Source organism: Paraburkholderia sp. DD10 (assembly GCF_049177125.1).
Taxonomy (GTDB): domain Bacteria; phylum Pseudomonadota; class Gammaproteobacteria; order Burkholderiales; family Burkholderiaceae; genus Paraburkholderia; species Paraburkholderia terricola.
Map to the genome: position 1 here is coordinate 1,865,862 of NZ_CP185393.1, position 12,986 is coordinate 1,878,847.

Below are 12,986 nucleotides of genomic sequence, written 5' to 3' on the forward strand. Positions count from 1 at the left end.
GATGTAACGAATTGTCATCGTCGTTACAAAGCGTCTGCTGGAGCGGATATTGCTGGCTAGAATGCACTGTCTTTCCATTTGGGTAGACAAATGTTCGGGTCCATAAACCACTCTGCGGAGGTAACGATGAAGAAAGTGTCCCTGGCGATCCTGGTTTCCCTCAGTGCCGTGACGGGCGCAGCTTATGCGCAAGACAGCGGCGTCACGATGAGCACCGATCCGGCCAAGGCCGCCGACGTCGAACAACGCGCGCAAGATTTGCAAAACCGGCAGCAAGCCATGGACAGCGCGCCGGCAGCACCCGCCCAACACCACAAAATGTCGCCGCATCACAAGAAGAAGGCCGCCAAGGCCGATGCCGCCAGTTCGTAAGCGCGGCTAGCCAGGTCATCGGCAGCATCGCCCGCTGCCTCGCCGTGAAGATTGAAAGCCGAAGCCGGCACGCCGGTTTCGGCTTTTTGTTGTCTAATGACCTTCGGACTTGCAAAGGGACATTGCGACGTACTCACAGGCGTTCGACAAGGCACCGACGGCCTGCCGCTGCCTTCACCACCGAGGCGCTGAAGGCAGCCAACGCCGCGCCGCAAGAGCCCCATGCGGGTGCTCCAAGCCCGCTGCATCCGGCCGGCGGTATGCTAAAGTCGCGCACCGACCGGCGCCCAGCCGGCATCCCTAACCCGTGCGCACCCTGGTGCGGAGGACAGCATGAGCAACATCCAGCTAGATATCGAATGGACTGAAGCAGCATCCCGCAAGATCGAAAAATTGATGCCGCGCGGCGGTCAGGAAGCGTTCCTCGCGCTGCCGCCCGTCGAATGCCTGCCGATGGAAGGCGACGTGCTGTTTCTCGGCCCGGATGGCAAGCAGCAACCGTTCATCGTCGCCGAACGCCAGTATCACCACGATGGCGATGCCGACTGGACCATCATCCTGATTCTCGACGTCCCGCAGGCGACCCACTGAGCACAAACGGCACGCACCGCCCGGCGCCCGCCGTCGCGCGGCGCTCACCACCGCTCACGAACGCTCAGGCGATCTTCGACACCACGCGGATTTCCGCGTGTTCCACCCAATCCGCCACGGCTTTCCCGTAAGCCTCGATGTGCGCGGATTTCGCATGCGCCGCCAGCGCCTCCTGGCTTTCCCAACGCTCGACGAACACGAACCGGCGCGGCTCCTGCACATCGCGGTGCAGGTCGTACTGCAGCGCGCCTTGTTCGTTGCGCGTCGGCCCGACGATGCCTTCGAGCGCTTCGCGCAGTTGCTCTTCGTAGCCCGGCTTCGCCACCGAGATTGCGACCACCGCGATTTCCGACATACCGTCCCCCTTTTCACGAAAAACAGCAGCATACCCGCCGTCTTTCAAACCTGCAGGCTGGCTCACGCGTGCATCTGGCCGCCATTCGCGCGCGTCGTATGGGCTGACGAAAAGCGCGTGGAAAAGCGCATAACGTCTGAGTACCGTCTCGCCTGGAGTTTGGCGGGCGGCCACTCGCCACCCTGCTACGCTCGCCTCATGCACACGGCAGATCACGACGGGCCGCGACGGCGGCGATGAATGTGTCGCGCACGGCAAGCGCGCGCCATGCTCTCGCGCGAAGTCATGCCGGGCGCCTCGCCGCAGCTGGTCGCAGGGTGATCAAATGACGTTATGCGTCTGTGATAACCCGCACATTCATGCAAATCGCAAACTGCTAGACTGGTTTGACCAATCCGCCGGAGTCCAGCATGGCTGGCATCGTTCTCCGCGTTCCCGCGCGCTTCGCGCCCCACCCCGCCGACGCCTGGGCTGTGCTTTCGTGGCGCGCTGAAACGCGCGCCGAATCGGTCTGCGCACCCGGTCATCCGCTTGCCGCGATGCCACCATGCCCGCTCTCATGCCTGCCCTTATGCCAACCGTCAGCGAATTGACCCTGAGCGGCCTGCTCCCGCATCTGGTCCGGGACGAGTCCGGCTGGACCGCGACGTGGCGCGCGCTGACTCTGCATAGCGCGTTCCAGCCCGTGCTCTCGGTCACGCACCAGTGCGTGGTCGGCTACGAAGCGCTGCTGCGCGCCTTCGATCCGGTCGGCTTGCCGGTCTCGCCGGAAGTGCTGTTCTCCGGCACGCGCTCTGCCGCCGACGCGCGCGAGCTCGATCGCATCGCGCGCTGCCTGCATGTGGCGAATTTCATGGAGCAAGGCATCAGCACCGGCTGGCTGTTCCTGAACACGCGCCCGCAGGTGTTCGAGACGGACTGGCCGCAACGCACCTTCATCGATGAGCTGTCCGCGCACTTCGGCCTGCCGCAGGAGCGCATCGTGATCGAGGTGCTCGAACAGCCCGCCGACGATGAATCCGCGGTCGCCAGCATGCTGGCCGCCTCGCAACCGCGCGACTTCCTGATCGCGATCGACGACTTCGGCACCGGCTTTTCGAATTTCGACCGCGTGTGGCGCTTCCGCCCCGACATCGTCAAACTCGACCGTTCGCTGGTCGCGCGCGCCGGCAAGCGCGAGGGCGACGATTCGATGATCAGCCACCTGATCGCGATGCTCCACCAATCCGGCACGCTGGTGCTGGCCGAAGGCGTCGAGACCGACGAGGAACTGATGATCCTGATGCAGGCCGACGTGGATTTCGTGCAGGGTTTCTGGCTCGGTCAGCCGCAGAGTTCGGTGCAGGCGGCGTGCGCCAAGGTGCCCGCGTTGCTCGAGTCGATGTGGGGCAAATTCGCCGACTACGAACGCGCGCACGCGCGCCATCAGCGGATCGGTTTTGAAGGTTTTGCGGAGGCGGTGCTGGCCGCGGCCGACGCCTACAAGCTCAGCGGCGATCTGCGCGACGCGGCGCAAGAAGTGTCGCATCTGCGCGAAGCGCGCCGGGTGTTCATCACCGACAGTCGCGGCGAGCAGACCCAGCCGTCGATCACCGCCGTTAGCGTGCCGCCGCCTCCGCTGCGGCTCGCGCCGCTTTACACGAACACGCGCAGCAACTGGTCGCGGCGCGCCTATTTCAAGCATGCGCTCGCGGCGCCGGGGCGCGTCGCCATGATGGGTCCGCACTATTCGCTGGCCGACGGCGAGGACTGCTACACCGCGGCCATCGCGTTCGAGCATGACGGCATGCATGTGCTTTGCGTCGACTTCGTGCCGACGAGCCCGAGCGCCATTGCACGCGCCGGCGGACGCAGCGGCAAGCGTTAATCGTCCACTCGCCCGCGGCCGGATTTGATCTCGCTGCGCTTGGCCTTGCTGTCGAGACGCCTCAGATTCGACGCGCGCGTCGGCCGGGTCGCGAAGCGCGGCTTGCGCGTGACGCTGACGCTTTCGATCAGTTCGTCGAGCCGCGCGAGCGCCGCCGCGCGATTCATCTCCTGAGTGCGATGCTCCTGCGCCTTGATGATGACCACGCCGTCACGCGTAAGCCGGTGATCGGACAGCGCGAGCAGACGCATTTTCAGCACTTCCGGCAACGAAGACGCGCGCACGTCGAAACGCAGATGAATGGCGCTCGAGACCTTGTTGACGTTTTGGCCGCCCGCTCCCTGCGCGCGCACCGCGGTCAATTCGATTTCGTTCGGCGGCATCGGATAGCGGGATGTCATGGCATGCGATTGCGTAAAGAGATGCAAGTGTACACAGCGGCCGCGACGCCGAAAATCGCTTGCGCCGTCGGCATGGCTGCTTCATCGATAGCGCCGCCGCCATGCCGCACCGCTACGCGTTACCCGACGCCTCCGCGATTCTTGCGGCCAGCCCCGAGTCACGCTGCGTCGGCGTCTCGATAGCCTGCGCCAGCACGGCCCGCGAACCGATCACTTCCACCCGCTCGCGCGCCCGGGTGATCGCCGTGTACACGAGCTCGCGCGACAACACCCGGCTGAACGCCGACGGCAGCATCAGCACCGCGTGTTCGAACTCGGAGCCTTGCGACTTGTGGACCGTGAGCGCGAACGCCGTATCGTGCGGCGGGAGCGCGGCCGGCGAGACCGCCCGCAGACCGCCGTCACCGGTACGAAAGTACACCCGCAACGCACCGCCCGCGCCCGGCAGCGCGATGCCGATATCGCCGTTGAACAGGCCCAGCGCGTAATCGTTGCGCGTGACCATCACCGGCCGTCCCGCGAACCATTGCGCGCCCACGGCGAGCGTCACGCCGGACGAGCGTCTCACTTGAGCCGCCATGACCGCATTCACCTGATCGACGCCACGCGGCCCCGAACGCGTCGCGCACAACACGCGGAAGCGGTTCAACGCATCGAAAAGCGGCAACGGGTCCGGCGTTTCGGCGGCGAGCGCCGCGGCGAGCGCGTCCGCATACGGCGCGAAGCCCGCGGCCAGCCGCGCGACCGTGCGCTCGGCAAGCGTCGCGTGGGTATCTTCGTGAAGCGCCGCGGCGCACGGTTCGAGCGGATCGAGGCTCATGACGTCGAGCGCCGCGTTCGCCGAGCCGTTGCGGATCGCGAGCGACAAGCGGCCGATCGGCGATTCGAGGCCGAAGCGATAATTGCGCTCGAGCCAGACGACACAGTCGGCTAGCGGGCTTTGAAGCGGTGATGCCGCCGATCCCATCGCCGACGCGTAGGCAGACGAGACGGCGTGTTCGAACAGATCATCATCGGAGCGCGCAACGACAGCATCCGGCGCATCGGCACGCGCGAACAGATCGTCGAACGGCGCATGAAAATGGTCCGGCACTTCTTCACGAGTGGACCGACCGCCTCGCTCCTCGTGGACGCTTCGCGATGCACGCGGCAATGCTTGCGCGAGCCGCGCCTCCGCGATACCCAACGCGGCGGCGATCCGCTGCATCCCGGCTGGCGTGAAGTCCGGCCGCGCGCTGAGTTCCGCGAACACCGCGCCGGCCTCGACGGCGGCCAACTGATCCTTGTCTCCGAGCATCACGAGACGCGTGCGCGGGGCGATCGCATCGAGCAGATGCGCAGCCATCGCGACGTCGATCATCGACGCCTCGTCGATCACCACAACGTCATACGGCAGCGGATTGTCGCGATGATGCCGGAAACGCCCCCCCGGTCCCGAGCCAAGCAGACGATGCAGCGTGTACGAAGTCTGCGGCAAGCGCGCGGCGAGCGCGGGCGGCAATTCGCCGGCGCGCGCGAGCAAGGCTTCCTGCATCCGCTGCGCCGCCTTGCCGGTCGGCGCAGCGAGCGCGATTCGCAGATCGGCGCGCGCATCGAGCAAGCAGGCAAGCACGCCCACCACGGTCGTGGTCTTGCCCGTGCCCGGTCCACCGCTGACGATGGTGAGCCATCCTGACAGCGCCATGACGGCCGCGACGCGCTGCCAGTCGAGTTCGTCGTCCTTCGGCGGACCGAAATAACGCAGCAGGCGCTCGTGCAGTGTTTTGGCGTTGGCGTCGGCGCTCGCATCCGCGCCTGTCGCGGCGTCGCCACCGCCCGCAACATGATCACGACTCCGGGCCTGGTCCTCGCGCACCCGCTGCGCCTCCGCACCCGCGTGCGCCACCAGCGAGCGCGCCAGCCGCCGCTCGTAGTCGTAGTAGCGCGCCAGATACAACCGCCCTTGCCCATCGACCACCAACGGACGCAACGCCGCGGCGCTCTGCGAACCGTCGCTCGCCATGCCGCTCGCGAACAGCGCCGCGCGCACCTCCGCGCTCGATGCCTCGAAGCGTCGCGCCAGCACCGCGAGGGGCACGCATACGTGCCCCTCGGCCGTCGCGCGGCTCGCGGCGAACGCGCCCCGCGCCGCCCATTTCACCGCCTCGGCCGACGCGCCGCCGCGCCGCGCCAGCGTGCCGATGCGGCGCGCGAAACCCTCCGCGAGCGCGATGCTGAAATCGGCCGGCGCAGGCAGATTCACGCCGATGTCGATGTCATCGAGTTCCGGCGGCGTTGAATTAGTGTGTTCGAGCGTGCTCATGCGGCACCTCCGATCATCGCCGCGTCGAGCAGCGCGACCAGTTCGAATGGGGGCCTGCGCCCATGCACGCCCGCCGGGCCGTCGGCATCGCGCCACTGCGGACGCACGCCGCGCACGAACAGATACAGATAGCCGCCAATGTGCGTGTCATACGAGTAGTCGCGCAGCCGCGTTTTCAGGTAACGATGCAGCGCGACCGTATAAAGCAGCGCTTGCAGGTGATACGCATGGCTCGCCATGGCCGCCTGGAGTGGCGCGTCGGCGTAGTCGGCGGCACTGTCGCCCAGATGGTTCGATTTCCAGTCGACGATCCAGAAGCGTCCGTCGTGTTCGACGATCATGTCGATGAATCCCTTGACGAAACCGCGCAACACGCCGGGTTCCAGCGCGACGTCGGGATAGCCGTGTTCGATCAGCAACTCGCGCAATGCCGGGAAATCGAGCGACGGCGCCGCGAACAGAAACTCCAGTTCATTGATTCGGCGGCGCGGGTCCAGTTTGGACAGCACCATGCCGGGCACGAGTTCGGTGGTCACGACGTCCGCGATCAGCTTGTGCATCATCGCGGGTAGACGCGTTGCGAGTTCGGGCACGGCCGGCGCCGGGCGCTCGCGCAACGCGCCGCGAATCGCGTCGGGCCAGGTTTGCGGTTTGGTGAAATCCGCCAGTTCGAACATGCGATGCAGGCAGTCGCCCGCCGCCGCGCCGCGCGGAAACGCGAGAATGTCGTCCTCGGCGTAAGACGGCGCCTGCTGCGCGCGCACTGGCACGAGCGGCGGCGCGGACACGAGCGCATCGGCGATCTCGTCGTGATCGGGCCGCACTTCTTCCACCGGCGCGTGCATCTCCTCGGTCTTGCTTCCCGCGGCGATCAGACCGCTGAAGCTCGCCATGCGCCACTGATCGCGCAAGGGCCGGCGATTGGCGCGCGCCTGCATCCGCGCGCCGCTGTCCTGGATGCTTTCCAACGGTACGCGGCGCGCCACTTTCGGCAACGCCTGCAACGTGATCGGACCGCCCGCCAGCGCTTGCCAGCTTGCCGACAAAGCGGCTTCGTCGGGCGGATCGGTAAGCCAGTCGTCGAAGCCGTGACCGCTGCCGCCCACCAGCCAGTTCAACACGCTGCGGCGCGACTCCCGGGTGGAACGCGACGACAGATACGTGCCCGCAACCAGATAGCAACGGTAGACGGCGCGCGTCAACGCGACGTAGACGAGCCGCGCCCGCTCCGCCGCCTGTTCGCGCACCGCGTGACGCGCCGCGCGCTCGGCCTCCTCGTCGTCGCAACCGTAATGCAGCACCGCGTCGCCCGTTTCGTCGTGATACTCGCGCGCGTCCGGCAAGCCGGAAGACGGCGGCTCGCGCAGCGCGCCGTCGTTCAGGAACGGACAGAACACCACTGCATACTCCAGCCCCTTCGATTTATGAACGGTAACGATCTGCACGAGGTTGCGATCCGACTCGAGCCGCAACTGCGCGTCTTCGCCGCCACCTTGCGTGCGTTGCGCGGCGAGCCAGCGCAAGGTCGGCGCGATGCCGGGTTGCGTGGCGGCGCGCGCCTGCACGAGTTCGGCCAGGTGGTTCACGTTCGTCAGACGACGCTCGCCGTCGGCTCCGGCGACCAGCCGTTGCGCGACGCGCAGTTCGCGCATCAGCGTGCGCCACATCACGGCGAAGCCGCGCTCGTGCCACAGCATCCGGTAGCGTGAAAAACGCTCGACCCAGCCCATCGCGTCCGCGGCATGCGCGGGGTCGTCGGCGGGTGCGGGCGCGTCGGCGGCCTGTTCGAGACGCCACAACGCGGCGGCGTCGAGCCCGAGCCAGTCGGTCGCCAGCGCGGCGCGCAGGCGGCGCAGATCGCCGGGCGTGTCGACCGCGGCCAGCACGCGTTCGATCTGCTCCGCGTCGAGCGTCGCGAACACCGAGGCCTGCGCCAGTTCCACGCTGCCGACGCCCCACGCCGCCAGCACGCGTTTGATCAGACTGCCCTGCTTATGCGTTTGCACCAGCACCGCGATGTTGCCCGGTGCAAGCGGCGCGTCGCCGATCGTCACGGCGCCTTCACGCGCGCCGCGCAATAGCCGCACGATCTCGGCCGCGCACGCTTCGCTCGCTTCGCGCTGAGCCTCGCGCTTGGTCAATGCGGCGTCGCCTTGCGGCAGGCTCCAGATGCGGAAGTCGCCGGCGCTCGCGTCGGGGTCGGAGAAAGGCGGCCTGCGCCGCTCGCCCGCGCGCACCGGCTGATAGTCGAGACCGTCGAGCACGAACGCCTGCGGATTGGCTTCGAAGAGCCGGTTGCAAGCCTCGACGATCGGCGCGGTGGAGCGCTGATTGACCGCGAGCGTGTAGCACGCCGAAGCCGCCGCGCGCGCCGTCAGATAGGTATGCAGATCCGCCGCGCGAAAACTGTAGATCGCCTGCTTCGGATCGCCGACGAGAAAGAGCGGCCCGGCCGGCGCGAAGATGCGGCTGAAGATCGCGAACTGCAACGGATCGGTGTCCTGGAACTCGTCGATCAGCGCGGCCGGATAACGCGTGCGCAACGCATCGGCAAGCCAGGGGTGCGCCGCAAGCGCGCGGTAGAGGTTCGACAGCAGATCGTCGAACGAGACCACGCGGCGCGTGCGCTTGCGCGCCGCCAGTTCGGCGGGCGCGTAATCGAGCCAGGCCTGAACGAGCGAGAGCCAACGCGCGCGTTGCGCGGCTTCGGCCGCGACCACCGCGGCCGCCAATGCTTCGGCATGTTCGAAGAACGCGTGCTCGGGCGGTTCGAACTTCACCTTGGTGGCCTTCTTCAATGCCGACGCCGTCAGCTTCAACGCGGCCCGCGGCGGCGGCGCATGACAATCGCCCTGCGCGAAGTATTCGGTCCACGCGGCGATCGCCGCGCTCACGTGATCCGGCTTGTGTGTGGTCTTGCTGAGACGCTCTTGCGCCTGCGCGAGCAGACCGACGATCGCGTCGCGCTCCGCACACCAGACTTCGCAGGCCGCATCGAAACCGGCTTGCGGATCGGCACCGCTTGCGCCCGGATCGGCCTTGCCCCAGCGCAACTGCGCCAACGGCTTCTTCAGACGACGCGCGAGCTGCTCGTCGAGCGAAGCGGGGCCCGCGCGTTTCGCCACCAGCCAGGCGGCGAACGCGGGATGCGCATGGGCCACCGGCTCGACCTGCTCGCGCCAGAAATCAGCCGCCATCTCGAAGCGCAACGCCGCGTCGTCGGCTTCCATTTCGAAGGCGAACGGCATGGCGGCGGCGAACGGCGCCTCCTGCAACGCGCGCTGACAGAATGCGTGGATCGTGTGAATCGCGGCCTGGTCGAATGTGCGCAATGCGCGGCGCACTACCTTCAATGCGGCGTCACGCTCGATGCCCCCCTGGGGCGCGAGCGTCGTTTCAAAGAGACGCTGGATGAACGGATCGCCGCCGTCGTCGTCCAGGTCGATTGCCCGATGCAGTTCAGCGAGACGGCCGCGAATGCGCTCGTGCAATTCAGCGGTGGCCGCCTTCGTGAACGTGACGACGAGAATCTGATCCGCGTTCAGGTTCTTTTCGAGCAGCAGGCGCACGTACAACGCGCAAATGTTCCAGGTCTTGCCGGTTCCCGCCGACGCCTCGATCTGGTTGACGCCGTCGAGCGAACAGGCGAATACGTCGAGTTCCTCGGCGACCAGCGCGTGATGCTGAAGGGCGCGGTTCATGACGCGCTCCGCAGATGCTGCACGAGCGGCCTGAAAACGATGGACGCGAGATTGCCGAACGGTTCGTCGAGCGTGAGCGGCGTGCCGCGTAGCGCGATGCGCAACGCCGCATCGTCGGATTCGCCGCGCACGCGATCATTGACCCACACGCCCAGAGCCGCCGAATCGCTTTCGCTCACCTTGGTCCAGGCGCTCTTCGGGAAAAACCGCAGCGGCAACCTGCGCCCTGCTCTGAACAAGGCGGCAAGCGGCGCCAGTTCATCGAGCGGCGCGGCGACCGGCGCGAGTTCGAAGCTCTCGCCGCTGCCGTGCCACACAGTACGGCGCGGGCCATCCGGCTGCGCGGCGCAATAGACCAGATGCGCGAGCCACGCGGACAGATAGTCGCGCGCGGTGGGTTTGGCGTAGCGGAAAATCACTTGTCCGGTTTCCGTCAGCAAATTCAACGTGCCGTGCAATTGCAATGGCGCTTCGGCGGCTTCACGCAGCGCCGGGTCGTGTGGACCGAAGAGCGTACCCGCCATCTCACCGCTGTCGGGCCAGCGCGGCGCGATGTCGAGCACGAACGGCATGCGCTCGACGCCCGCGGCCACTTCGCGGCGCACGCTGTCGGCAAGCTGGCGCAGCGCGCCGAGCTCCCGCGCACGCCATACCGCGCCGGTCGCGCCGCCCGGCAATTCGGGACTGGCCGCGGCGACGCGGCGTACGCGTTCGTCAAGCACGTCGTCTTCGGTATCGCTGTCGAGCAGTACGGGCAACAGACGCTCGGCCAACGCGTCGCGCCCGGCGTAGTCGAGTTCGAACGGTTCGGTGTCGAGCAGTTCGCCTTGCGCATCCGACAGCACGATGCCCAGGCGGTCGCGCAACAACGCCCGCGCCGGATGCCGCCAGAAGCGCACGAATTCGTCGAAGGCAACCGGCGCCTCGTCTTCCGGCGGCAATGGTTGATCGAAGAACGGCGCGGCGGCCGGATGCCGCGGCGCGGCCAGCAAGGTAGCCAGCTCCGCGCGATCGGCGTCGTAAGTGAACAGCTCGCCGCGCGGCGAAAAATAGTCCGATGCGAACGCCTGTAGCGGATGGTCGACGATGAACGCATGACGCGCCGCTTCGACTTGCGAGGGACTCGCGCCCTCGCCCGCCGACACTTGCGCGAGATGGTCGAGCAATTCGTCGACCAATGCGGCTGGCGGCAACGGCGCATTGTCTCGAATGCTGCGCCCCGTATACGCGATGAACAGGCGATCGCGCGCGGCCAGCAGCAGATCGAGGAACAGATTGCGCTCGTCGTCGCGGCGCTGCCGGTCGCCGGCCTTGCCGAACGCGGCCATCAGGTCGAACTCGTCGGCGCGCGCGAGACTCGGCAGCACGCCGTCGTCCATGCCTAGCAGGCAGACGATCCGGTACGGCAAACCGCGCAAGCTCGTCAGCGATGAAAACGTCACGCTGCCCCAGGGCACGCCGCCGCGCGCCGGGTCGTCGAGCGCTTCCGTGAGCGCGCCGCGCACCACCGCGGCCGGCAACGCGACCTCGTGCGCGCCGGCTTGCATGGCTTCACCCATCTTGTCGATCGCGTCGCGCACGGCCGCCAGCGAATCGGCGAATGCCACGCCGCCGTCGAAACACTGCGCGAGCGTTTCGAGCAGCAGTTGCGTCCATTGGGCCGGCGTGCGTTCGTCCGCGCAACGCGCGGCGAAGCTGTCGATGTCGTCGACGAAACGCGAGAGGCGGCCGAGCAATTCGGCGTCCGAGCCGTCGGCGCCTTCGACCGGCAACCAGGCGTCGACCGGTTCGCCGCCGTCCGGCATCGCGTAACCCAGGTAAAGACGCGTGAGCGCGTCGGCGAACGTGTGACGGGCGACCGGCACGTGTTCGCCGGTCGGCTCCACCGGCGCGAGCCCGCGCCGCGCGCCGGCCGCGGCCAGCCACTCCTGCGCGGCTTCGAGCGCGCTTGCGTCGATGCCGTAGCGCGCGGCGATCGCGTCCACGCGCAGCCATTCGATCAGGTCCGGCGCACTCACACTGCGCTCGGGCAGCGCCAGCCAATCGAGCAGCAAGCGCGCGACCGGGTTGGCCTGCGACGGCGGCAAGCCGGTGATCCGATACGGAATGCGGCGCGTATCGCCGGGCGGCGCCGTGCCGAACACCGCATCGATCAACGGGCCGGCCGTCGCGAGATCGGACACGGCGACCAGCACGTCGGACGGCTGCAAATCGTCGAACTCGTCGAACCAGCCGAGCAGGCGGTCATGCAGCACTTCGAGCTGCCGCGACAGGCTGTGGCACACATGGACTTCGATGCCGCGCTCGGTCGGCAACGCGTCGGGATCGATTTCCACGCGCAAATCGAGGATGCCGTTCTGCACGGCGGCAAGCCAGCTCGGCTGCGGATTCTCGGTGAAGTCGCCGGTCTCGCCGGATGCCGCGCTCTCGGTCAGCTCATGCAGCATATGCAACTGCGCCTGGGTTTGACGGCCCCATTCGGCCAGCAACGGATGCCCGACTTCCTGATAGTCACGCTGCCCGGCGGCGTCGAGCGCTTCGATGCGCCCTTCACTGACCACGTCGAACCAGAACTCGCGGCACGGGTTCATCACGTACAGACGCACGTCGACCCAGCGCGACAGCGCGCGCAACAATGCGACGTGCAACGGCGGCATGGTCGGCAGCGCGAACACGCTCACCGCTTCGGGCCAATCCGCCCTGGCGATCGCATCGAGATCGAGCGTGCCGATTTCCTCGAGGAAACGATAGGCGGGCGGCAATGCGGCAGCCGGCGTTTGCGCGTCGCCCGCCACCTCCGCAAGCACCGCGCGCCACAATGCCGCCTGCCAGCGCTCGTCCTCGCGCGCCGCCTCGCTCGCACCGACGAGACGCGGGCCGTTGTCGTCCGCCGCGCCGCTCGCGAAGATCGAACCGCCCTTTTGCCATTGCAGCAGCCATTCCGGGCGATAGGTCAGATAGTGGTCGAGCACGGTGGCCACACGTCGCGCCAGTTCGTAGCGCATGGACGCGTCCGCCGCATCCAGATAGGTACGCAGACGCGGCGACGCGTTCCAGGGCAAGGCTTCATCCGCCTCGCCCAGCAGCCGGTAGCAGCGCCACACGAGCCGGTCCGGCGCGAACGGCGAATGCCTGGGCACCTCGATCACCCCGCCGATCCGCGCCCACAGCCATTGGGCGAGATAGCCGAACTCGACATTCGCGCAGATGCCCTGGCGCGCGGCGATGTCCAGTTCGAGCCGCCGCCGCACCGCCGCGCTCGGCACGATCACGGGCTGCGCGGTCCACGGATCGGACGGCGCTTGCGCGAGGTCGTCGAGCAGCGCGCCGACAAGCGTTTCGTAGCGATTCGAGTAGAAGAGCTGGAGCATGGATGGGGAGGCCGGCGTGCGGCGCG

General features: G+C 67.5%; 8 protein-coding genes. 3 read left to right on the forward strand and 5 right to left on the reverse strand.

What is annotated here, in order from left to right:
• The first annotated feature begins 126 nt into the window (after positions 1-126).
• Together ACOCG7_RS23625 and ACOCG7_RS23630 are read left to right on the forward strand one after the other, a co-directional pair.
• Positions 127-372 (forward strand): hypothetical protein, encoded by a 246-nt coding sequence (locus ACOCG7_RS23625; protein WP_073429841.1) that lies wholly within the window; start codon positions 127-129, stop codon positions 370-372.
• 333 nt (positions 373-705) lie between these two features.
• Entirely contained in the window at positions 706-963 is a 258-nt protein-coding gene (locus tag ACOCG7_RS23630) for a hypothetical protein (RefSeq protein ID WP_007182306.1), read from the forward strand.
• Between the two features lie 64 nt (positions 964-1,027).
• Here ACOCG7_RS23630 and ACOCG7_RS23635 read toward each other — a convergent pair whose 3' ends face one another.
• Positions 1,028-1,318: a putative quinol monooxygenase gene (locus ACOCG7_RS23635; protein WP_073429915.1), complete on the reverse strand. Its 291-nt coding sequence runs from the start codon at positions 1,316-1,318 to the stop codon at positions 1,028-1,030.
• 571 nt (positions 1,319-1,889) lie between these two features.
• Here ACOCG7_RS23635 and ACOCG7_RS23640 point away from each other — a divergent pair.
• A complete protein-coding gene (locus ACOCG7_RS23640) occupies positions 1,890-3,185 on the forward strand; it encodes an EAL domain-containing protein (RefSeq protein ID WP_073429839.1) in 1,296 nt (431 codons plus the stop codon).
• Here ACOCG7_RS23640 and arfB read toward each other — a convergent pair.
• The 4 genes from arfB to recC all read right to left on the reverse strand — a co-directional run bounded on the left by arfB (position 3,182) and on the right by recC (position 12,960).
• On the reverse strand, positions 3,182-3,586 hold the full coding sequence (gene arfB / locus ACOCG7_RS23645) for an alternative ribosome rescue aminoacyl-tRNA hydrolase ArfB (protein ID WP_421380276.1): 405 nt from the start codon (positions 3,584-3,586) through the stop codon (positions 3,182-3,184). The genes ACOCG7_RS23640 and arfB overlap by 4 nt on opposite strands.
• Before the next feature lie 112 nt (positions 3,587-3,698).
• Entirely contained in the window at positions 3,699-5,888 is a 2,190-nt protein-coding gene (locus tag ACOCG7_RS23650; protein ID WP_083083924.1) for an AAA family ATPase, read from the reverse strand.
• Entirely contained in the window at positions 5,885-9,589 is a 3,705-nt protein-coding gene (recB, locus tag ACOCG7_RS23655; RefSeq protein ID WP_083083925.1) for an exodeoxyribonuclease V subunit beta, read from the reverse strand. The genes ACOCG7_RS23650 and recB overlap by 4 nt, the downstream gene beginning before the upstream one ends.
• Positions 9,586-12,960: an exodeoxyribonuclease V subunit gamma gene (gene recC / locus ACOCG7_RS23660; RefSeq protein WP_083083926.1), complete on the reverse strand. Its 3,375-nt coding sequence runs from the start codon at positions 12,958-12,960 to the stop codon at positions 9,586-9,588. The genes recB and recC overlap by 4 nt, the downstream gene beginning before the upstream one ends.
• Positions 12,961-12,986: the final 26 nt, after the last annotated feature.